We start from the raw sequence: 21,178 nt of genomic DNA on the forward strand, positions 1-21,178 counted from the left end.
CGTTCTGCAGCGGCAACGCCTACGATCGTTCACGTCGAAAGGTGAACCCTGCTCCCCCACGATGACGTGCACACGCTTGCCGAACTCGTCCGCGCGCTGCGCGCGGGTGGTTCCGTCTTCGCCGAGGATGAGGCTGCGCTGCTGTCGGAGGCGGCGGCGGGCGACGCCGGCCGGTTGGCGACACTGCTCAAGCAACGGCTCTCCGGGCAGCCGCTGGAATCGCTGCTCGGCTGGGCCGAGTTCGCCGGCCTCCGCATCCTCATTGACCCCGGTGTCTTCGTTCCCCGACGGCGCACCGAGTTTCTGGCGGAGCTCGCGATCGCCGCATGCCGGCCTGGCTCCACCGTGCTGGATCTCTGCTGCGGATCCGGAGCCATCAGCGCCGCCATACTGCACGCGCGCCCCCAGGTGCGCCTTTACGCCAGTGACCTGATGCCGGCGAGCCTGCGCTGCGCTGCGCGCAACATCGGCGGCCGGGCGAAGCTGTTTCAAGGAGACCTGTTCGCGGCACTCCCGCAGGCACTGCGCGGCCACATCGACGTTCTCGCCGTGAACGCGCCCTACGTGCCGAGCGATGCCATCGCGCTCATGCCGCCCGAGGCGCGGCTGCACGAGCCGCACAGCGCTCTCGACGGCGGGCCGGACGGCCTCAACTTCCACCGCCGGGTTGCGCGGGATGCCGCGGGTTGGCTGCGTCCGCGGGCGAGAATAGTCATCGAGACGAGCGCGGAACAGGCGCCCACCTCTGCAGCGATCTTCGAGACCGCGGGTTTTCGCACGCGCGTTGCGAGCGACGACAGTCGCGGAGCGACCGTCATCCTCGCTTCCCGCGAAGACCAAGCCACGTCATGAGCTCGGGCTCATGCACGCACTGGCCACGGCCCCGATTCCGCCGGGCCTCAGGCGCTCTCTGTGAGGAACGGCTGATGGCGATACCCGGCGGCATCCACGATGACCACGGTCGATTCGGGTACCTCGGCAAAAACTCCGGGAAGGTCATTGAGCGGTTCGGAGACGATGAGATGGGCGTGTGCCCCGAACAGCGTCAGCCGTTCGGCGTCGGGGTACATCTGGCGCAGAATGTCGACGTCGACCGAGTGGAAGAGCGTTCGAGTGCGCCGCTGCGAGGAGTAGCGAAACGCCCACACCGTCACGCCGTCGGAGACGGCCACCGTGCCCTGCATCGGGAACGCGATGCCGTGCTCGCGCCCGACAGACTCCACCAGACGGATCGCTGACCCCATCGCTCCGATGGGGTCCTCGGTGAGGCCGAAGGTGAGCGCGAGGTGGAACAACACCTCGGAGTCTGTGGTGCCCTGAATGGTCGGGTACAGCGACGGGTCAACGGCGAAGGTCAGGTCGCGTTTGACTCTGGCGAATTCTGCGAGGAAGCCGTTGTGCATGAACAGCCAGTTCCCATGCCGGAACGGGTGACAATTGGTCTGCTGGATGGGCGGCCCGGCCGCAGCCCGAACATGGCTGAAGAACAAGGGGCTTCGAACACTCCGCGTCAACTCGCGCAGATTCTGGTCGTTCCATGCCGGTTCAATGCTGCGAAAGAACGTCGGTTCGGCACCCGCGTCAGCATTCTCTGGATACCAACCGAAACCGAATCCGTCGCCGTTCACGGTCTCGGCGCCGAGCGGTGAGTCCAGAGACTGTGCCACCAGCGAATGTTGGGCATCCAGTATCACGGTGGACGCCTGCAGCGCTTCACCGGTGTATGCCAGCCATCGACACATGCGTGCACCTGCCTTTCACCACGGAGACGGAACAGCGACCGTACCCCCGCGTCCCCGCGTACGACGTCATCCGGATGGGGTGAAGCTCGCCCTTCACCCCGCATCCGGTGCTAACGACGGCCGCCGGAGTGGCCGTTTTGGCCGTGCCCGCTCCAGTTGCCGTTGCCGCCGTGATCACCATGGCCGCCGTCATCGTGCGAGTCATCGCCCTGACCGCTGCCGCGCAACGGAACCTGGGTGACCTTGCCGACGGCTTCGGGGCCGCTCTCTCCGAGCACGAACGCGTCTGTCGTGAGATACAGCTTGCCCTTGGCCAGGGCAATCGCAGCCGGCGTCGAGATGGCCAGCAGCACGCTTGCCTTGTCTGCGCCGCGCGGGACCACCGAGACCTGGCCGGTGCCGTTCGGACCGCCGAACAGCTCCGTCACGTACACCGCGCCCGTCTTCGGTGACACCGCGACGCCGGTGCTCCCGACGAATCCGGTGGCGACCGTGCGAATCTCGCCGTCATCGGGATCGATCTTCAGCACCGATCCGCGGGCGCCGAGGCTCGCGTCCTCCGGCCCACCGGGCAGGCTGGACACATACAACCACCCATCCGGTCCCAGCGCGATTCCCGTCGGCACCGGCTCAAAGGCGTACTGATAGCCGGCCGCGCAGGCGGGGAAGCCGAACTGTGCCACGATCTCCGCGCTGGCAGTGACCGGTGCCGCCGGCGGCAGCACCGCCGTCGTCGAGATTGTGCCGTCGTAGTCGATGCGCAGGATCGCGTTGGCACCGGCATCCGCAACGTAGATCGCGTCGTCGAGCGCGATGGACGCGTAGGCGTGCGTGTCGATGGCTCCCGTGTAGGTCGCGGGGAGGAACGGTGGCGCCGTGGGATCGAACTGATCGGCACAGGATTGCGGCAGGTCGATGAAGCCATACGTGTTGATCTGGTCGGGGTTGACCTCGCTCTCATAGGCCGCGATGTCGGCCAACGGGGTCGGCGTGCCGCGTTTGCCCAACGCCATCATGTTGGACCGAGAGTGGTCTTGCGCTGCCTGCGCGAAGTACACCGTGTTCTTACGCACTGAGACCGCACCGATCTCGTCCCCTGGCGCGCTCGCCACAACGCTCGTCTCCCCCTTCTTCGTCACCTTGTTCAAGGTGCCCGTGAAGTTTTGACTGACGTAGACGCTGCCGTCCCGGTCCACCGCCATGCTGAGCGGTGTGAGCAGCCCGTCTGCAAGGGTGACTGGCGTTCCTGCTTGCGGCGGTGGTTCGTTGTGGCGCCCGCCGGCCGAGGCCGGGCCGGCGACAGCCAGCGACGCGAGCGCAAGGACGCCGGATGCAGCGATGATGAGTTTGATCTTCATTGGGTTCTCCGTGATCTCGAAAACGAGGTCGAAAGAGCAACCCGGAGCACCCGGGCGCTCGTGCATACGCGACGCTGCGTTTTCGGTTGTACCCCCGGGGAAGCGACAGTCCGTCGCTCCGGGGGAACGCTACCTGCGGGGTCGGGGCCGAACTAGGGGGCTACCCCTGAACCCGCGCGCGTCATTCCTTCAGTGCGGGTCATTCCTTCAGGGGGATGCAGCACCGCGCTGTACCGCCAGATCTACCGGCTGGCACCCGCACGGTGGGGCCTGTGGTTCAGCTGATCTGGCACACGGGCGCGGCTTCAGCGTCGCCGCCCAGATAGCCTGAATGGTGCGGGCGCCCACTCACCCGGTTTCGAGGACATCGTGCCGCCCGGAGAGGCAGAGACATCATGAAGGCACTTCAGTACCGCACCGCTGGTTCGGCCCCCGAGGTCGTTGAGATTCCCGTTCCCCAGGTCGGCCCCGGGCAGATCCTCATCAAGGTCACCGCGGCAGGCGTCTGCCACTCCGACGAGTTCGTCATGAACATGCCGGCCGAGCAGGTCGCCCCGATGCTTCCACTCACGCTGGGCCACGAGGGCGCTGGCATCGTGCACGAGCTCGGCGAGGGCGTCACCGAGTTCCAGCTTGGCGACGCTGTGGCCGTGTACGGGCCGTGGGGCTGCGGCCGCTGCCAGAACTGCGCGGCCGGCAAGGAGAACTACTGCAGCAACGCGGCGGCCGATGGCATCCGCCCTCCCGGTCTCGGCGCTCCGGGCGCGATGGCCGAGTACATGTTGGTCGACAACGCCCGCCACCTGGTGCCGCTCGAAGGCCTCGACCCTGTCGCCAACGTGTCGCTGACGGATGCCGGGCTCACCCCGTACCACGCCATCAAGAACTCGCTGCCGAAGCTCGGCGCAGGCACCACCGCTGTGGTCATCGGCACCGGAGGTCTCGGCCACGTCGGCATCCAGATCCTGCGGGCACTCTCTGGCGCGACCGTCATCGCCCTCGACGTCACCGAGGGCAAGCTCGAACTCGCCCGCGAGGTCGGCGCACACCACGCCATCCTGAGCGACTCGGGCGCCGTCGCCGCCATCAAGGAGCTCACCGGTGGACGCGGCGCGAACGCCGTCTTCGACTTCGTCGGCATCCAGCCCACCGTGAACATCGCTGCCGCGGCCGTGGCCGCCGAGGGCGATGTCACCATCGTCGGCATCGGCGGCGGCATGCTGCCCGTCGGTTTCGGCTCCATCGCCTACGACGCCGCCGTGCGCACGCCATACTGGGGCAGCCGCAGCGAGCTGATCGAGGTGCTGGAGATGGCCCGGCGCGGCCAGATCACGGTCGAGGTGGAGACGTTCGCGTTGAAGGAGGCGCCGACCGTGTACGAGCGCCTGCACGCCGGAGACATCCGCGGTCGCGCGGTGCTGCTGCCGAACGGCTAGCTGGTCGCTGACGGAGGGGTCAGCCCGCTCCGAACAAGGCAGTGACGACCATCCCGGCCCAGTAGCCGGCCGCGCAGAGCGCGAGAATCACCGCAAGGGCGATTCCCGCCTTCTGCGCGGCCGTCGTGCGCGTGCGGAGGCGTCGGCCGTGCGTGCCGACCACGTGCCCGTGCTCGCTCCGGGTCTCGGTGGCGGTGAGCTGGGCGCGGAGGAACGGGTCCTCCAGTGCTGCGTCGGAGCCGCGCTCATCTCGATAGCGGCGAGTCTGTCTGTCGAACTTCTCGTGCAGGTGCGCAACCAGGCCAACCAGGGCGGCCAGTTGCCCTGGTTTCGAGAAGGCGTGCGCTGGCGCATAGATCAGCAGCCGGTTGTCGACGATCTCCAGGTCACAGCCCGCCGCGGCATCCATGATCCGGCCGAGCAGATCCGGGGAGAACACGTAGAGCGCGTCCACTTCGTACGCCGACGGGCAGTACAGGGTGAACACGGAGTGGAAGTCACCCTCAACGCCCAGGCGCTGGGATTCCTGCAGAGCGATGCCCAGCCGTTTCAGCACGTTGCCAGTCGTGCTGAGGAGCACCATGTTCGGCAGCGGGCGTGGCAGGGGAAGCATGATCAGCTTCAGGCGCCGCAGCGGCCGCCCCCGGGCCGAGACCCGTGCGTAGAGGAAAGGGGCATCCGTCGACAGCGCGTCGACAACATCCCTCATCACCACGTTCTTCGGGTTTCTGAAGAGCAACCCGGAGATCGGGGGGTTCAGCAGGCTGGCCCGGAAGCTGTATCCGCGTTCCGCGCAGAACTCCCGGGCGTGAGCAGTGCTGGCGCGTGCGCCGCGCACTAAGCCTTTCCGCCGTGCTTGCGGACGACCTCGCTCAGCCGGTCGTTGTCTTCGTACTGGACTTCCTTGGCCTGCTGGTCGCCGAGGCCGCCGTGGATCGAGCGCTCATACGACAGCATCAGCTTGTACTTGTTGCCACCCACGATGAGCTGAAGGGTGGGCACCAGCGAGTAGAGCATGCCCTTCTTCACCTCGACGGCGCTGAGCGGCGCGCTTTCGATCAGATCCCCGTTCTCGCGGAGCAGACCGAGGTGGCCATCCGAGACGACCAGGCGTCCGCGCTTGGACAGAACCTTCATCCCCAGCGAGATCGTTGCCCACGGACCGGTGTCGAATTCGGGGGCGATGACGGGTGAGGAATCTGACATTGGTCTACTTTCTTCGTTGAAATGCCGGTCGGGCGACACCGAACCCTACCGGACTTCAGAAAGCGACTGCGAATCACGGGCCGTGACGGCTCACAATTGTCGTGGCGGAGGAGCGAGACGATCGCATTCACGAGGACGGAGGACACGGCGCTCGCCGCCAACCACACCGTGCAGCCCGCATCATGGGGATCCGCTCGTGCCGACCATGACGACCGCGATGGCCGACGTGATGAGTCCGAGGGCTTGGAGGCGGGACCAGGTCTCGTGCAGGAGCACACGCGCGAGCAGAACGGTGACCGCCGGATACATCGAGGTGAGCACAGCCACGACAGCGAGTTGCCCGAACCCCGTCGCCAGCAGGTAGGCCAACCCGGCGGCGGCACCGGTGAGCCCGACGATGACGGAGAGCAGCAAGGCGGAACCCCGCGGCCGGCTGCCTGCACGCAGACCGCGGATGACCACTGGCGCGATCAGTGCGCAGGCGACGGCCTGCCCGCAGACGAGAGGCCACGCCCCCGAACCGGTACCCGCCCGTTCCAGCGCGATGAAGAGCAGGGAGAAAGACACTCCCGCGATCACCCCGAACAGCGCACCGCTCTTCCGACCGTCTTCTCGCGTTCCGCTGTTCCACGACACCAGGCCGATGGCGGGTATCGCAACGATGATCCCCACCAGGGCGAGCGGGGAGAGCTGATTGCCGAGCAGGAGCCCCGTGATCGCGGGAATGACCACGGTCAGCACGCCCGAGAGCGTGGCGACGACGCTGATCCGACCGACGGCGAAGCCGTGGTAGAGCGCCAAGGTTCCGACGGCGCTTCCCACCCCGCTGAGCGCACCCCAGAGCAGCGGCTCCAGGACTGGCCCGCTCCCGTGGAAGAAGGCAAGGGCCAGCAGATTGGCCAGGAGCTCAATGAAGAGCGTCACAGCGGTCACCCCCACCGCCGACGCGCGACGACTGGCGACGCCCGCAACGAAGTCCGACACCCCGTATGCGACCGCGGCGACAAGAGCCAGCAGAGCGCCCACGAATCCTCACCCCTTCCACACGCACGCTGTCGCAATACTGCGGCGGACTGCGAGTGGGATCAAGTGCGAATTTTCTCTCGCACCGACAATCCGATGCGGAAGAACAGACGTACCGGTCAGGGCCCGTGCGACGGCTCGACGAGCGCGAACCTGCCGATATGGTGATGAGATGACTGTCGACAGGATTGACCGCGCCATCATCGCCGAGTTGAGCGTCGACGCACGGCTCTCCGTCCGAACAATTGCCGAACGCGTCCATATCTCGCGCACGGCCGCACACGCTCGCGTGCAGCGCCTCATAGCCGATGGCGTGCTGACGAGCTTTGCCGCCCAGGTCGACCGCAAGGCCCTCGGCCTGAACGTGACGGCGCTCGTCATTGTGAAGATCGGCAACGTCCCCTGGCCGACGATGGCTGCGGCGCTCGCCGCGCTGCCTTTCGTGGAGCGCGTGCAGTCGGTCAGCGGTGATGTGGATTTCGTGCTGACCGTCAGCGCACAAGACAACGAACAGCTCAGTGCCGTCATCCTGTCGCAGATTCACTCCATGCCGGGCGTTGTCTCGACGCGTTCGCACCTGGTCCTCGACGAACGAGTGGGAACGACGCCCGGTTCGGCGCCGGACGTTTGGCCCGTCTAGGTCGCCACAAAAGAGCCGAAAGGCTCGTGGCTCTCGCGACGGGGTGCCATCCGTCCTGAGCTCGTGCGGCGCCATGGCTTCAGAACGCGTGCGTGAGCAACATTGCCTCATGAGCAATGACGTTCTGGTGCCTGCGCCACCCACGCTTCCGACGCACAAACCGATCCGCCTGATCGACGAAACGGGTCGCGCGGTGACGGGCACCCAGACCGCCGGGTTCCGGATGCCGGACACAGACACCCTCCTCTCGCTGTACCGTCGCATGGTGCTGGCCCGGCGCTTCGAGGCCCAGGTCACCGCGCTGACCCGACAAGGCCGCCTCGCCACGTACCCATCGGCGCTCGGCCAGGAGGCCTGCGAGATCGCCTCCGTCGCGGCGCTCGCGCAGCAGGACTGGCTCTTTCCGACCTACCGCGACACCATCGCGTTGCTGACCAGAGGTGTGAGCCCGGTCGAGATCCTCTCGTTCTTCCGCGGAGACTGGCACACGGGGTTCGACCCGCACGCGCACCGCATCTCACCGCAGTCGACCCCGCTGGCCACGCAGGCGCTGCATGCCGTCGGGCTGGCCACGGCCGCGAAACTCAAGCAGGACGACACCGTGGCTCTGACGTTTCTGGGCGACGGCTCGACCAGTGAGGGCGACGCGCACGAGGCGTTCAACTTCGCGTCGGTCTGGCAGGCGCCCGTCGTGTTCGTCATCCAGAACAACCAGTACGCGATCAGCGTGCCGTACTCGAAGCAGTCGCGGGCCAGAACGTTGGCCGACCGGGCGATCGGCTACGGCATGCCGGGATACTACGTCGACGGAAACGACGTCGCCGCCATGTACGCCGTGGTCACGGCGGCCGTCGAACGGGCGCGCGCAGGCCACGGCCCGACACTCATCGAAGGCCTGACCTACCGCATGGAGGCCCACACCAATTCCGACGACCCGACCAGGTACCGCGAGACGAGCGAGACCGCAGGGTGGCTCGACCATGACCCGATCGACCGGGTGGAGAAGCACCTCGACAGGGCGGGCGCGCTCACCACCGCGGTGCGCGCGAGCATTGCCGCCGAGGCGGAGGCGCTCGCGACCGCGACGCGTGACGCCATGAACGAAACCCCCGTGCTCGATCCGCTCGAGGTCTTCGACCACGTGTACTCCGCCGCACGACCAGCCTTGCTCGAGCAGCGCGCGTTTCTCGCGAACGAGCTCGCGCACACCGACACCCGAGAGGCAGGAGCCGCATGACACTCCTCGATGAGATCAGAACCGGCGACGCCAGAACCGCAGGCATCAGCACGAGCCACGCCAGCGCTGAACGTGCCGCCCCGGCCATCCTTTCTCCCGCGCCCGCCGTCAGCATCGCGGGCGCCCTCAACGCTGCGCTGCGCGACGCCCTCGCCGCAGATTCGAACGTGGTGGTCTTCGGAGAAGACGTGGGCCCGCTCGGCGGCGTCTTCAGAATCACGGATGCCCTGCATGCCGAGTTTGGGGAGGACCGCGTGTGGGACTCGCCCCTAGCCGAGTCCGGGATCGTCGGCACCGCGATCGGCATGGCGATGTACGGGCTGCGCCCGGTCATCGAGATGCAGTTCGACGCGTTCAGCTACCCGGCGTTCGAGCAGATCACCTCGCACCTGGCGAAGATGCGCAACCGCACCAAGGGGCGCGTGACGCTGCCGATCGTCATCCGCATCCCGTATGCCGGCGGAATCGGTGGCGTCGAGCACCACTCCGACTCCTCGGAGGCGTACTGGACGCACACGCCCGGGCTGACCGTCGTCAGCCCATCGAACCCGGCCGACGCCTACTCGATGTTGCGCGAGGCCATTGAGAGCGACGACCCGGTGATCTTTCTCGAGCCGAAGAGTCGCTACTGGGCCAAAGACGCCGTGGAGCTGCCCGTGCACACCGCGCCGATGACCCGAGCGGTCGTGTTGCGCGCAGGCACCGACGTGACGCTGCTCGCCTACGGCCCGACGGTGAAGACCGCCCTGCACGCCGCCGAGCTCGGCGCCGAGGAGGGCCTCTCGGTCGAAGTGGTCGATCTGCGCTCACTCTCGCCCTTCGATGACGAGACCGTGGGTGCGTCCGTGCGCAAGACCTCGCGAGCCGCGGTCATCCATGAGGCCGCCCAGTTCGGCGGCTACGGGGCCGAGGTCGCCGCTCGCGTCACCGAACGCCAGTTCTTCCACCTCGCGGCGCCCGTGCTGCGCATCACCGGCTTCGACATCCCGTTCCCCTCGCCGAAGCTCGAGGAGCACTACCTGCCAACCGCCGAGCGTGTGCTCGCCGCCCTCGACACCTGGGAGTGGTGAACACCGTGCCTACCACCGTTGCCGCCGGCGCGCGCGCTTCCGATTTCCTGCTGCCCGACTTGGGAGAAGGCCTGACCGAGGCCGAGATCGTGACCTGGCTGGTCTCCCCCGGCGACATCATCGCAATCGACCAGGTCGTCGTCGAGGTGGAGTCCGCCAAGTCGGTCGTCGAGTTGCCGTCGCCGTACGGCGGGCGCGTGCAGACGCTGCACGGTGCGGCCGGCGATATCGTGCAGAAGGGTGCGCCGCTCATCACGGTCGTGCCCGAGAGTGTGCCCCCGGTCGCTCCGGCGCCCGCGGACGTGGTGCCGGGCACCGCCCTCCGCGGCACTGTCGAGCCCGAGGCGACCAGTTCTGGTGCCGTGCTCGTGGGATACGGAACGAAAGAGTCGACGGTGCGGTTGCAACGCCCTGCGGGCGGCCGGTTCGGGCGTGGCGGCGGGAACGCAATCTCGGCGGATTCAACCTCGGGCCTTGGTCTGCTCGATCCTGTGCGCAACTCCCCCGTCGTCTCACCGATCGCCCGCAAGCTGGCCAAGGACAACGGCTTCGACGCCAGCCACCTGCTCGGCACCGGACTCGCCTCCCTCGTCGTGCGTTCTGATGTGGAGTCCGCCATTGCGGCGCGCACGGCCGGCCCGGCCGGCATGGCCCCGTCATCCGTGCTCGACGACGACCTGCGCATTCCGGTGACCGGGCTGCGCAAGCTGGTGGCCACGCGGCTCAGCGAATCGCGGCGCATCATCCCCGAAGTCACGATCTGGCTCGACGTCGACGCCACCGAGCTGTTCAACGCGAAGGATCGGCTGCAGCGATCGACCGGTGAGCGGTTCAGCATCACCGCACTGATCGCCCGTTTCGTGGTGGCGGGGCTCCTGCAGTACCCCATTCTCAACGCGTCGGTAAGCGAAGACGGCGCGGAGATCATCCAGCACCGGCGCATCAACCTCGGGCTCGCCGCACAGACACCGCGCGGGCTCATGGTGCCCGTGGTGCACGATGCGCACGCCATGAGCACGCGTGAATTGCGCGATGCCATCGCCGCTGTGGTGGCCACGAGTGAGAGGGGCGACTTCCGCCCCGCGGCGCTCGCCGGGGGCACATTCACCCTCAACAACTACGGCGGGTTCGGCGTCGACGGGTCGACGCCGATCATCAACCACCCCGAGGTGGGGATGCTGGGCATCGGCCGCGTGATCGAGCGTCCCTGGGTCGTCGACCACCAGCTCGCGGTGCGCTCCGTCATGCAGCTCTCCTTCGTCTTCGACCACCGGGTCTGTGACGGCGATGTGGCCTCCGGTTTCCTCACCTTTGTGGCACGTTGCGTCGAGGAGCCGCTGCTCCTCCTGGGCAACGTCTGACGCCGGCCTCGGCTCGATCGGAGCGTCCCGATTGTAGGTTCTTGCTGATGGGCCGAAAGCCTCGCCATCGCTCGGGTTCGCGGCAGGTTCAGAAGGAGAAGCCTCGCGGTGGAGAGCAGCACCAAGAACCGACAGTCCGTGGCAACGCTGCTGGCCATGATCGAGCGGGCGTACGGCGCTGACCTCGTGCCTGTCGACGACGATTTCGCCACCGAGCTCGGGCATGGCTGGTTCAACGTCGCCTCTCGATTGCGCCTGCGCGATGGGCGCGACGTCGTGATGAAGATCGCGCCGCCTGGCGCGACGCGTTCACCACGATGATCGAGAACGTGCTGCAGGACGGCGAGCGGGCAGGCGTCGACCTCGGCTGGCGACCACCTGATGACGGGGCGGTTCGGCCGCACGCGATGACCACGCCGGGTGAGAACGCCCTGCGGCGGTGCAGCGCTGGTCACAGCTCAGCTGGCACCGGGCTCAACTCTTCTTGCCGCCGACACCCGGCACAGAGGTGACCTGCCGCATCCACGCCGCGATCTGGCGCTCGTCGATGTCGTCCACCGACTCAAGCTCCACTCCCCGTGTCGACTTGCCCATGCCCACCGGTGTCACCGGTGGCACCGGCTCCAGCGCCGCTCCATTCACGAACATGAGCTTGACGTGGCCAGCGAAGCCACCGCAACAAAAACACCATCCGTCGCCGACGCCGTAGTACGACATACCCCACTTGACGGAGCGCCGGAGCTCGGGCAAGGTCTGGGATGCCAGCGCATCGACCGCTTCGGCGATGCCGCGCTGCGGCTGCGGCAGGCTGGCGATGTAGGCGAAGACCGGTTTGTCGCCGACCGCCGCTTTCGCGGGGCTGGCCCTGCCGGTCATGGCCTCCGGCAGCGTCCAGGTTCCGTCGACGCCAGTGGCAGGGCGGGCCGACGGCTGCGCACCCTCGTTCTTGCCGATTTCCCTGTTCGTCATGGCAGAGATTTTAGTCCTCACGCAGGCCCCCGTGGCCGACTTGGCGCACCGGGCTCGATCGGGCCAACGTGCTCTTCGACGACATCGTTCGCCAGTTCTGTGGATGTCCGTGGTGGTGCGTAGCATTGCAGGCACACCGAGCAAGACGGAGGAGCGATATGGAACCCGCATCAGTGCCTGAGAGGGCTGCCACTCGTGCCGAGGAGCTCCCCGGCGCCGAACTGACGCACCCGTTCGGCGAAGGCTGGGAAGTCTGGAAGGTCCGCGACAAAGTTTTCATGCTGCACACCGTGCTCGCCGGAGAGGGGATCGTGATCCTGAAAGCAACGCCCGACGACGGGCGGGCGCTTCGCGAGGCCCACCCGGACATCACGCCGGGCTACCACATGAACAAGAAGCACTGGATCACGATCCACCCCGGCGGGAACATCGACCCCCAACTCGTGGATGAACTGGTCACCGAGTCGTACCTCCTGGTAGTCGAAACCCTCCCGAAGCGGCTCCGCCCGGTCGACCCCGCCACCTACGGCCGGCACCCATGAGGATCACCGTGATCCTCATGTCGGATGAATCAGCCCGGGGGCATGCCCACGACGTCCAGAGAAACGACCTTTACAGAAGGAGAGGAAGGCAGGGATGAGCGCAAACGAACCGGCCTCGCTGTTCGAGATCGACGACGAAAGCCGCCCCCTCGCCGATCGGCTCCGCCCCGACACGCTTGAAGACATCGTCGGGCAAGAACAACTCCTCGGCCCCGACGCGCCACTGGGGCGCATGATCGGCCAGGGAAAGCTCGTCTCAGCCATCCTGTGGGGCCCGCCCGGATGCGGAAAGACCACCATCGCCAGGCTCCTGGCCGAACGCACCGGTCTGACGTTCGAACCGCTCTCGGCCACGTTCTCCGGCGTGGCCGATCTGCGCAAGGTTTTCTCCGCTGCCGCCAAGCGCCGAGAGATCGGGCAGGGCACCCTGCTTTTCGTCGATGAGATCCACCGGTTCAACCGCGCGCAGCAGGACTCGTTCCTGCCGTATGTCGAGGACGGCACGATCGTGCTCATCGGAGCGACGACCGAGAACCCGAGCTTCGAACTCAACGGCGCACTCCTCTCGCGGTGCCAAGTGTTCGTCCTCCAGCGCCTGGATGCTGCAGCGCTGCGCACGCTCATCGTGCGCGCCGAGAAGCTCACCGGGCGCAGTCTTCCTTTGGATCCTTCGGCGGTCGACGCGTTGATTGCAATGGCGGACGGCGACGGCCGCTACCTCCTGAACCTCGCCGAGCAACTCCTGGCCCTGCCCAAGGGTCAGCGACCGCTTGACACGGTGGCGCTCGCCACGATGGTGCAGAAGCGCGCCCCGCTGTACGACAAGTCGCAGGAGGGCCACTACAACCTGATCTCCGCCCTCCACAAGGCGATGCGCGGCTCTGACCCTGACGCGGCGTTGTACTGGTTGGCGCGAATGCTCGATGGCGGTGAAGATCCGCTATTCATTGCACGGCGGCTCGTGCGGTTCGCGAATGAAGACATCGGCATCGCCGACCCGCAGGCCGTGCACCAGGCACTCGCCGCGTGGGATGTCTACGAACGTCTGGGTTCGCCGGAAGGCGAGCTCGCCATCGCGCAGGCGGTCGTGTACCTCGCGACGGCCCCGAAATCAATCGCTGTGTATCGGGGAATGAATCGCGCGATGCGCGCCGCGAAACAGTCCGGGTCGCTCATGCCGCCGGCTCACATCCTCAACGCACCCACCAAGCTCATGAAGCAGCTCGGCTACGGCAAGGATTACCAATACGACCCCGACACCGCCGACGGGTTTTCCGGCCAGTCCTACTTTCCAGACGAGCTGCCACAAGAACGCTTCTACGAACCCACTCGAAACGGGTATGAGAAGGCGATCGCAGAGCGACTCGCCTACTGGGACCGCTTGCGAGCCGACGCCCGGGCGAACCGCGACGGCACCGAACGAGGGCCTCGCTCAGACTGAGGCCCCGATCGCCCTCAGAGGGGCAAGAGAGCCTGAAGGTGGCCTGTGATCTCGGCGACGATGTCGTCGACCGTGGCCTGGGCATTGGCAGTAGAAGCCAGGCTGAGGAACATCACCGCAGACACGACGTGTGCGAGACTGGCAGCCCGGGCGGGCTCCACACGCTGGTCACGCTGCAGCACGTGCGAAATCGCCTGCTCCGTCTGAATCGTGAGCGCGAGGGCGTGCCGATGGTGTGGCTCCTCGGGGTCGCCGAAAACGACCTCCCGCAGGTAGGTTCGACCGTTCTCGATCTGGGTGCGGTTGCACTCCACAACCGGGCGCACGATCGACATGACGGCCTCCAGCGGATCCGAGATCGCCTCGGCGGCGGACGTCCCCTCGACAAGCGCCTGTGCGTAGCCCGCGTTCTGCACGAGGAGAAGCAGCTCCCCCTTGGTCTTTGCGTAGACGAACACAGTGCCGGCACCGACATCCGCCTTATCGGCGATCTCCTGGGTGGTGACGTCGTCAACGCCGCGCTCGGCGAAGAGCTCGCGAGCGGCCGTCGTGATGCGGTCGAGCTTTTCCTGCTTGTTGCGCTCGCGTCGACCGATCGGCCGAGAGACGACAGCCATGGCACGTCCTTCGAAATTGACTCTGACTCGACTCAGCTCTGGGCTGAGTCAGTGCTGCGTGGCCCGGATGTGCCTCGGCTCATTCTCCCATGAGGCCGCTGACGGCCTGCTTTGCGCTCAGCGAGCGAAGAAGTGAAACTCCTTCGTATCGGACCGGCGCGGAGCGTGTCCCGGTACGTGGTTCCGGCAACCTTGTCGATGCCCGCGCCACCGCGTGGCCCCGTGCCAGCCAGAATGAGTTTCCGCACCAGCTCGGGATGCTTGACGACGAGGCCCTGGGCGATCATGCCTCCCATCGAAAGCCCGAATCCGTCGATGCGGTCATACCCGAGCGCGCGAATGAAGGTGTGCGCGAAGAACACCACGGGAGTTCCGCCCTGCGGCCCAGCTCCCGGTATGCGAACCTCGTGCCCTCAGCAGTGATGAAACGGGTGGGCACAGTCGAGTAGGTCATCGCATCGAGCTCGTGGATGTCGGCGCCCATCTATTCAGGAGGTGTGAATTACGGCTTTGCCGCGGATGCTTCCCGCGGCCAGCATCTGTAGGGCGTGAGGAGTCTCGTCGAAGGAGAACACCTCACCCACGATCGGGCGCAGAGTGCCGGCGTCGACGAGCTCGGTGATCTGACGGAGCTGCTCGCCGCTAGCGTGCATGAACAAGAATTCGTATGTGACGCCGAGCTTCTTCGCCTGTTTGCGGATCTTGCTGCTGAGCGCTGCGATGGCCAGACGCAGCACTGGATTCAGGCCGGCCCCACGGGCGAACGCAGGATCCGGAGGACCCGAGATCCCAATGGCTTTGCCACCTGGCCGCAGCACACGCAACGACTTCTCGAGGTTCTCCCCGCCCAGGCTGTCCAACACCAGATCGTAACCGCTGAGCATCTGCTCGAAGTCCTCACTGCGATAGTCGATGACGGTATCGGCGCCGAGCCCGCGCACGAACTCTGCGTTGGCGGCGCTCGCTGTCGTGGCGACGCTCGCGCCGAGGTGCTTGGCAAGCTGGATCGCGACCCCGCCGACCCCACCGGCGCCCGCGTGAATGAGCACCTTCTGCCCCGGCTTCACCGCGCCGCGCTCCACGAGGGCCTGCCATGCGGTGAGTGCCACCAGCGGCAGCGATCCGGCCTCATCCATGCTGATCGACGTCGGCTTCGGCGCGAGTTCGGAATCGGGGATCGCGATGCGCTCGGCGAACGTGCCGATGTGCTTCTTGCCGGGTCGGGAATACACCTCGTCGCCTGCTTTGAACTCGCTCACCTTTTCGCCGACGCGAATCACGGTGCCGGCGACGTCGTGACCGAGTGTGAGCGGCATCTTGTAGGGCAGGATCTGCTTGAACTCACCCAGGCGGATCTTCTCATCCAGCTGATTCAGCCCCGCGGCCTGCACGCGCACCAGCACGTCGTGCTCGCCCACCGAGGGCTCGGTGACCTCCGCGAGATGCAGCGGACCCTTGTACTCGCTGATGACAAAAGCTTTCATGATGCTGGTGCTCCTTCTGCTGTCGCATTCGGTCGTCTTGCTAGCGGGACGCGCCGCTCGGCAGGCCTGCCTGAGAGCTATGCGCGGCGGCTTCCAGCGAGATATTTGAGTCTACTCAATTATGAGCGTCCTCAAAAACAGAACCCGGTGTTCGGGGCATCTCACACGAGCCATGCGCAGGAGTGTGTCAGCGTTGCTTCGCTGAAGCGGTGCGATGTCAACACATCTGGCTTGTGCTGATTGTGTGCGGCGCCGGGCTGAACGCGCCCTGACCGCCGTCGTCGCAACTGCTACCTCCTAGGCGTCTCGACCCTTCGGATTGGGAGAAACCACTGCAGAGGGCTCTTCCCCAATGTTCCCCCTTGTTGGCTTGTCGAGCCCGGCAGGTGAAAACTGTGCCGCGAGGTTCGCCACACGATCACCATGCGGACAGTGGCTGCGAACGCATTTTCAGGTGGAGCCCTTTTCGGCTCTTGCCGATCGTCGTGGCCTCCCTGAAGTTGCCAATGAATCAGGCTCTGCCGCGCTGGCGAGTCAGTCGATGCTTGCGATCGTGATGGAGATCGACACGGGCGCAGTCAGACCTGCGCTGGCGGCCTCATTCGCTACGTCCCCGTAGATCTCGCGGCAGATGTCGGTCGCGGCTCGCTCACTGCTCACTCCGACGAGGACCGTGATGGTCGTGCCGGCAGAGGTCTCGGATACTCGGACTGGTGGGGGTGTGTGGGAAGGCGTGATGACAGTGATGGCGCGGGAAATGAGATCACTAGGTGTGGAGTGTGTGGAGTAGACGCGGATTACATCTGGATGCGCGGCGACGAGTGAGCTCAGGTGCTCTGCGAGAGAAGATGCGTCGCGGTCAGCCGTGACTGTCATCATGCCTCGATCGTCGAAACTGCGGCGCGGGGGGCCACCCGAACGTCGTTGACCGTGATGTCTATCGCTTGGATGGTGATTTCGGTGTGTTTGTGGAGTTCGTCGGCGATCGTTTGTCGGAGTTGACTTGCGGCGGCGGGGATGTTTTCGCCCCACGCGACGCTCATTTCGACGCGGATGGTGATCGGTTCGCCGAGGAGGGTGACGTCGCCATCGAGGCGGCAGCGACCGACGATTACTCCCTGAACATGATCGCCGGCTCCGCGGATGATTCCGCGCACGGCTCCCTCGCTCAGCGATAGTACAGCCTGTGGATCGCTGTAACTGATGGGGATGTCGCGCCCGGCGTTGGCCTCCAGTGCGATCCTGTTCATGATGGATTGCACCCACGAGTCAGTGGGTGCCGGTTCGCGCTCGACGTCCGCTTCGACCTGCTCCAGCGTCAATCGGTGCAACCGAGCAAGGCCCGCGAGGGCAAGTTGACAGTCGGGAGAGTTCTCAATGGCGGCGACTCGCGGTTGTCGCCCAGAATCGAGGTAATCGCTCAGCTCGTCGATGGTGTGCCCGTCCAAGTCGGACCCTGGCGGGACAAGAGAGTTTGCGTGGGCGGGGATCGTGGCGGAGGAGGAGTCCGGGACGCGGGGTGTCATCGCCATGCCTCCATTTCTTCGATCATGCGTTTCCTTGCCCTGGACAAAAGTCCGCGCACCGTGGATTCGGGAACGCCCAACTCTGCGGCAATGTCGTGGTAACTGTACTCGGAGATATTTCGGAGCACCCAGCATCGGCGTTGTTCGGTGGGAAGCACCTGTAATGAGACCGCGATCGCGTCATTGAGAGCGCGGTGCTCGGCATACGTTGAGGGGGATGCGTCGTCGGAAATGATGGGCGCATTCTCGTCCAGCTGTTCTTGGGGGCGTTGTTTGCGGAGCGTGTCGAGAGCGCATCGGGTGACAATGCGCATCAGCCAGGGTTTCACAGCAGCAGGGTCGGAGAGTGTATCCAAACGATGCCACGCACTCACAAAGGCGTCTTGGACAACGTCATCGGCATCGCCATCGCTGCCCAGCACGCTGCGTGCCACGAAGCGCATGAGCTTGCCATAGCGGCGCACGAGTTCTTCGAACGCTTGAGGGTCTCCGTCGGCAGCGCGACCGGCCACGGTGATGTCATTTGCCGAACTCAGATCGACTCGGAACCGGCTTGTTCTGGCGCTGCTTGCCTCCGCCATGCCTTCCCCCGATCGCTTCAGCGAGTTCTCCCTGGTACGAATGCAGCCTGCGCCAGAAGAATACGCTCGTGTCGGCGCGGCCCACCACCCAGGCTTCAAGCGGTCTGCCATGTGGGACACGCGTGTTCAGAGGTTTCCCAAAACTGTTTGTGGCCTTCTGCGTGACGAATGTCAGTCTCGTCGCGTCTTACAGGTAGAGCGAGAACATCGCTTCGGCGCAGGACCACACGGTGATTGCGTTTGCCGCATCGCAGAGTGAAGAGGATCCCATGACTACTGATGACCAGAACCTGACCACCCCGAGCGTTTCGTCACCGTCCATCTCAAAGCGTGAGGGCGTTGGCACGTCCCGGGTGGATCGCCCTTTCACGCAGTCGCGCGTAGTGTCAGACCAGTCCGCGGCCGGAACGACCATTATCGCCGAAGGTGTCGTCGCAAAGATTGCAGGAATCGCGGCCCGGCAGGTTCCCGGGGTCTACGCTCTCGGTGGCGGCGGAGCACGAGCGCTCGGCGCCCTACGCAGTGTGGTGAACGCAGATGATCTGACCCAAGGGGTCAAGGTCGAGGTCGGCGAGACCCAGGCCGCCGCCGACATCACCATCGTGGTGGAATACCCGGCGCCCGTCCAAGATGTAGCCGCCAATGTGCGAGCGGTCGTGAGCGGTGCGATCAGCTCCCTCGTCGGTCTCGAAGTGGTTGAGGTCAATGTGGAAGTCAATGACGTGCACCTGCCGTCCGACGACAAGAACGAGGAAGAGTCGCGCGTCTCATGAGTCAGACCGTCATCGGCGCCATGATTGGTGTCATTCTTGCTGTCTCGATCCTCGTGTTCGGATGGTGGGGATTCCTCCTCGTCGCCCTGTTCATGGGCATCGGTGCGCTCGTGGGCCGCATCATGTCTGGAAAGCTCGACGTGCGCGGGCTCGCAAACGCCTTCTCTGGCCGGCGCACCTCCTAATGGACTCCGCACAAGCGGGCCGAACCGGCGGCGGAGCCCACCGGGTCGCCGATGCGGCGCCGACGCACCCCGGCCGCACCGTCGTCAGAGAACGCGTCCTCGTGAGAGTCGCCGAGGAAGCGACGGCGGACGCCCTCCGGGTGCAACGTGGTCACCTCTCTGTAGAAGTGTCGGAAGCGCGGGGAGGGATGGCGCTCACGATCTCCACCCCTCTCCCCGTGCCAGAACTCGATGACATAGACGCCATTCAACAGGGAACCCCCGTCCTCGAGCGCGTCCAGGCCATCCAAAATCAACTCCGTGACCGGATAACGCAACTCACCGGTCGCGACGTCACCCGCGTCAACATGACCATCACGGGCGCAGTCATTGCGGCGAAGAGGAGAGTGCTATGACTCCCCCCGTGTTCCGCCGAATCCTGCGGCGAGAAAGCCACTCTCCGCGCACCGTTGCGATGGTCGTCGCCGTGACGCTGCTCTTACTTTCGCTCGCGTACATCGGGACGGAGCTCGTGCTCGACTTGGTCTCCAGACCGGCTTTGCTGCTTGAACCCGCGGCGGCCGCACAGTGGATAGTCGGGCTCCCCACTGCACAACCCGGATGGGTGATCGGAATCGGTGGGGCGGCAATGGCCATCCTTGGGTTCGTGTTCGTCTTCCTCGCGCTCACTCCGGGTCGCCTCCCCAAACATCAGATGCGCTGCGGGGAGCGCGCCGTGCTCGTCGATAACGGCGTCATCGCCGCCTCTCTGGCACAGCACATCAGTGACGAGACCGGCGTCGCCCGCGACGACATCACCGTCGGCGTGGCCCACCGCACCGTGGACGTCACAATACGCCCGGCTTTCGGAGTCCCCATGGACCGAGATCCGGTGCAAGCGCTCGTCAGGGCCGAGCTGGATAACTACCAACTCATACCGAGCGTCAAGACCAAGGTCCGTGTGGCTCGACCGAAAGAAAGCGAGCTGGGAACATGAACCACACCAACCGCGCCCTGAACAGGATTGTCCTCTTCATAATTGGTGTGCTCTTGCTCAGCATCGGCGCCGCGGTGCTCGCCGCACAAGCTTGGCCCGCCGCGGCCGAGGTCTGGACCAGCGCTACGCAGACTGCGCTGAGCTGGCTCGACGGCATCATCGCTGCAACCAGGATCGGGACGACCTCAATCAGTTGGGTCGCTGTCGCGGCCGTCGCTCTCATTGTCGTTCTTATGGTGATGCTGGTCGTAGTTCTGACTCGGATCGGCGGGGCGCGCTCACACACGGTTTTGCAGTCGGCCGGGGCACAGAACCCGCTGGGCAGTGTGACCGTGCACGAGGCTTTTGCGGCTGACTCGTTGAAGCACTCACTCGGACAACGACGAGAAATTCTGTTCTCTAGCGTTAGCGCCGACGACATCCGCAAGACACCGGTCATGCACGTCAGCATCACCCCGCGACAGAACACTTCCCCGCTGGACGTCGTGCAGGATGTCGATCAGCTCGTCGCGAACCTAGCGACCCTGACCGGGACGAACGTACCCACCTACATATCGCTCCACTCTGGGCTGCGCGCACGCCTTGCACATGACCAACGACGCCTCGCTTAAGCCGCGACCGAACACCCCGGAGCCTCCCGCCCTGCTTCCGAATCCTGCTAATCTCCGGCGCAGCATGGGAATGTTGAGGGGTTGGGTGAGACGCGGTTTGTCTGTGTCTCAGATCTGGACCGGAGGCCAGAGCGGAGTGCAGCGGCGCCAAGTGATCCCAATTGACCGATGTGCAAAGGAAGGCCTCGATCAAGAGCAAATTACAGTACGGCGAGTGGGACTTGAACCCGTGACCGTCGGGCTCCACCGGAGGCTCCCGCACGAGCCGCAATGCCTCGGTTGACCTCGAGTAATTTCCACCTGACTAGGAACTTCTTGCGTGATGTTCCCCAATTGTATAGAGACTCCTCGACTCATCTCGGGTCATCTGGAGTGGATAGACGTTGAGTAAACGTGCGCG

25 protein-coding genes are annotated in these 21,178 nt (G+C 65.5%); 14 read left to right on the forward strand and 11 right to left on the reverse strand.

What is annotated here, in order from left to right:
* The first annotated feature begins 66 nt into the window (after nt 1–66).
* Nucleotides 67–852 (forward strand): putative protein N(5)-glutamine methyltransferase, encoded by a 786-nt coding sequence (locus tag AWU67_RS06655; protein ID WP_067227281.1) that lies wholly within the window; start codon nt 67–69, stop codon nt 850–852.
* Between the two features lie 47 nt (nt 853–899).
* Here the strand turns inward: AWU67_RS06655 and AWU67_RS06660 are convergent, their stop codons facing one another.
* Both AWU67_RS06660 and AWU67_RS06665 read right to left on the reverse strand, forming a co-directional pair.
* Nucleotides 900–1,742 carry a class II glutamine amidotransferase gene (locus AWU67_RS06660; protein WP_067227282.1) on the reverse strand — a complete coding sequence of 281 codons (843 nt, stop codon included), beginning with the start codon at nt 1,740–1,742 and terminating at the stop codon, nt 900–902.
* Between the two features lie 110 nt (nt 1,743–1,852).
* Entirely contained in the window at nt 1,853–3,100 is a 1,248-nt protein-coding gene (locus tag AWU67_RS06665; RefSeq protein ID WP_160329729.1) for a ScyD/ScyE family protein, read from the reverse strand.
* A gap of 395 nt (nt 3,101–3,495) precedes the next feature.
* Between AWU67_RS06665 and AWU67_RS06670 the strand changes: the two genes are divergently transcribed.
* On the forward strand, nt 3,496–4,536 hold the full coding sequence (locus tag AWU67_RS06670; RefSeq protein WP_067227284.1) for an NAD(P)-dependent alcohol dehydrogenase: 1,041 nt from the start codon (nt 3,496–3,498) through the stop codon (nt 4,534–4,536).
* 19 nt (nt 4,537–4,555) lie between these two features.
* On the opposite strand, the gene AWU67_RS06675 is transcribed toward AWU67_RS06670, so the two are convergent.
* The 3 genes from AWU67_RS06675 to AWU67_RS06685 form a co-directional block, all read right to left on the reverse strand.
* Nucleotides 4,556–5,245, reverse strand: coding sequence for a hypothetical protein (locus tag AWU67_RS06675; protein WP_129586652.1), 690 nt, complete (start codon nt 5,243–5,245; stop codon nt 4,556–4,558).
* A 128-nt stretch (nt 5,246–5,373) separates the two neighbouring features.
* Nucleotides 5,374–5,742, reverse strand: coding sequence for a hypothetical protein (locus AWU67_RS06680; protein WP_067227286.1), 369 nt, complete (start codon nt 5,740–5,742; stop codon nt 5,374–5,376).
* A gap of 180 nt (nt 5,743–5,922) precedes the next feature.
* A complete protein-coding gene (locus tag AWU67_RS06685) occupies nt 5,923–6,768 on the reverse strand; it encodes a DMT family transporter (protein ID WP_067227287.1) in 846 nt (281 codons plus the stop codon).
* Between the two features lie 169 nt (nt 6,769–6,937).
* Here AWU67_RS06685 and AWU67_RS06690 point away from each other — a divergent pair, with 169 nt between their 5' ends.
* The 5 genes from AWU67_RS06690 (at nt 6,938) to AWU67_RS06710 (ending at nt 11,394) form a co-directional block, all read left to right on the forward strand.
* Complete coding sequence (locus AWU67_RS06690) at nt 6,938–7,405, forward strand: Lrp/AsnC family transcriptional regulator (RefSeq protein WP_067227288.1); 468 nt, start codon at nt 6,938–6,940, stop codon at nt 7,403–7,405.
* Nucleotides 7,406–7,514: 109 nt separating this feature from the next.
* Nucleotides 7,515–8,642 carry a pyruvate dehydrogenase (acetyl-transferring) E1 component subunit alpha gene (pdhA, locus tag AWU67_RS06695; protein ID WP_067227289.1) on the forward strand — a complete coding sequence of 376 codons (1,128 nt, stop codon included), beginning with the start codon at nt 7,515–7,517 and terminating at the stop codon, nt 8,640–8,642.
* The gene (locus AWU67_RS06700; protein ID WP_082716816.1) at nt 8,639–9,712 is read left to right on the forward strand and encodes an alpha-ketoacid dehydrogenase subunit beta; all 1,074 of its coding nucleotides are present in this window, start codon (nt 8,639–8,641) and stop codon (nt 9,710–9,712) included. Before pdhA ends, AWU67_RS06700 begins: the two co-directional genes overlap by 4 nt.
* A 5-nt stretch (nt 9,713–9,717) precedes the next feature.
* Nucleotides 9,718–11,073: a dihydrolipoamide acetyltransferase family protein gene (locus tag AWU67_RS06705; RefSeq protein ID WP_067232268.1), complete on the forward strand. Its 1,356-nt coding sequence runs from the start codon at nt 9,718–9,720 to the stop codon at nt 11,071–11,073.
* Nucleotides 11,074–11,211: 138 nt separating this feature from the next.
* Complete coding sequence (locus AWU67_RS06710) at nt 11,212–11,394, forward strand: hypothetical protein (protein WP_199922357.1); 183 nt, start codon at nt 11,212–11,214, stop codon at nt 11,392–11,394.
* A gap of 153 nt (nt 11,395–11,547) precedes the next feature.
* On the opposite strand, the gene AWU67_RS06715 is transcribed toward AWU67_RS06710, so the two are convergent.
* The gene (locus tag AWU67_RS06715; protein WP_082716817.1) at nt 11,548–12,042 is read right to left on the reverse strand and encodes a DUF1801 domain-containing protein; all 495 of its coding nucleotides are present in this window, start codon (nt 12,040–12,042) and stop codon (nt 11,548–11,550) included.
* 158 nt (nt 12,043–12,200) lie between these two features.
* Here AWU67_RS06715 and AWU67_RS06720 point away from each other — a divergent pair, with 158 nt between their 5' ends.
* Nucleotides 12,201–12,584 carry an MmcQ/YjbR family DNA-binding protein gene (locus tag AWU67_RS06720; protein ID WP_067227292.1) on the forward strand — a complete coding sequence of 128 codons (384 nt, stop codon included), beginning with the start codon at nt 12,201–12,203 and terminating at the stop codon, nt 12,582–12,584.
* Nucleotides 12,585–12,678: 94 nt separating this feature from the next.
* Nucleotides 12,679–14,025: a replication-associated recombination protein A gene (locus tag AWU67_RS06725; RefSeq protein WP_067227293.1), complete on the forward strand. Its 1,347-nt coding sequence runs from the start codon at nt 12,679–12,681 to the stop codon at nt 14,023–14,025.
* Nucleotides 14,026–14,039: 14 nt separating this feature from the next.
* Here the strand turns inward: AWU67_RS06725 and AWU67_RS06730 are convergent, their stop codons facing one another.
* The 5 genes from AWU67_RS06730 to AWU67_RS06745 form a co-directional block, all read right to left on the reverse strand.
* Entirely contained in the window at nt 14,040–14,642 is a 603-nt protein-coding gene (locus tag AWU67_RS06730; protein WP_067227294.1) for a TetR/AcrR family transcriptional regulator, read from the reverse strand.
* A 32-nt stretch (nt 14,643–14,674) separates the two neighbouring features.
* Complete coding sequence (locus tag AWU67_RS17970) at nt 14,675–14,938, reverse strand: alpha/beta hydrolase (protein ID WP_335339040.1); 264 nt, start codon at nt 14,936–14,938, stop codon at nt 14,675–14,677.
* A gap of 192 nt (nt 14,939–15,130) precedes the next feature.
* Complete coding sequence (locus AWU67_RS06735) at nt 15,131–16,126, reverse strand: NADP-dependent oxidoreductase (protein WP_067227295.1); 996 nt, start codon at nt 16,124–16,126, stop codon at nt 15,131–15,133.
* A gap of 875 nt (nt 16,127–17,001) precedes the next feature.
* Nucleotides 17,002–17,574, reverse strand: a complete 573-nt coding sequence (locus tag AWU67_RS06740; protein ID WP_234407378.1) for an Asp23/Gls24 family envelope stress response protein — start codon at nt 17,572–17,574, stop codon at nt 17,002–17,004.
* Between the two features lie 74 nt (nt 17,575–17,648).
* A complete protein-coding gene (locus AWU67_RS06745) occupies nt 17,649–18,233 on the reverse strand; it encodes an RNA polymerase sigma factor (RefSeq protein WP_067227296.1) in 585 nt (194 codons plus the stop codon).
* Nucleotides 18,234–18,502: 269 nt separating this feature from the next.
* Between AWU67_RS06745 and AWU67_RS06750 the strand changes: the two genes are divergently transcribed.
* Genes AWU67_RS06750 through AWU67_RS06770 form a run of 5 tightly spaced genes read left to right on the forward strand, consistent with a single transcriptional unit; the run spans nt 18,503 to nt 20,778 of the window.
* Nucleotides 18,503–19,006 carry an Asp23/Gls24 family envelope stress response protein gene (locus tag AWU67_RS06750; protein ID WP_082716818.1) on the forward strand — a complete coding sequence of 168 codons (504 nt, stop codon included), beginning with the start codon at nt 18,503–18,505 and terminating at the stop codon, nt 19,004–19,006.
* The gene (locus tag AWU67_RS06755) at nt 19,003–19,191 is read left to right on the forward strand and encodes a DUF2273 domain-containing protein (RefSeq protein ID WP_067227297.1); all 189 of its coding nucleotides are present in this window, start codon (nt 19,003–19,005) and stop codon (nt 19,189–19,191) included. The genes AWU67_RS06750 and AWU67_RS06755 overlap by 4 nt, the downstream gene beginning before the upstream one ends.
* A complete protein-coding gene (locus AWU67_RS16910) occupies nt 19,191–19,586 on the forward strand; it encodes a hypothetical protein (protein WP_082716819.1) in 396 nt (131 codons plus the stop codon). Before AWU67_RS06755 ends, AWU67_RS16910 begins: the two co-directional genes overlap by 1 nt.
* Nucleotides 19,583–20,167, forward strand: a complete 585-nt coding sequence (locus AWU67_RS06765) for a DUF6286 domain-containing protein (protein ID WP_067227299.1) — start codon at nt 19,583–19,585, stop codon at nt 20,165–20,167. Before AWU67_RS16910 ends, AWU67_RS06765 begins: the two co-directional genes overlap by 4 nt.
* Complete coding sequence (locus AWU67_RS06770) at nt 20,164–20,778, forward strand: hypothetical protein (RefSeq protein WP_067227300.1); 615 nt, start codon at nt 20,164–20,166, stop codon at nt 20,776–20,778. Before AWU67_RS06765 ends, AWU67_RS06770 begins: the two co-directional genes overlap by 4 nt.
* Nucleotides 20,779–21,178 lie beyond the last annotated feature (400 nt).

Origin of the sequence: Microterricola viridarii, assembly GCF_001542775.1 — a bacterium.
Classification (GTDB): domain Bacteria; phylum Actinomycetota; class Actinomycetes; order Actinomycetales; family Microbacteriaceae; genus Microterricola; species Microterricola viridarii_A.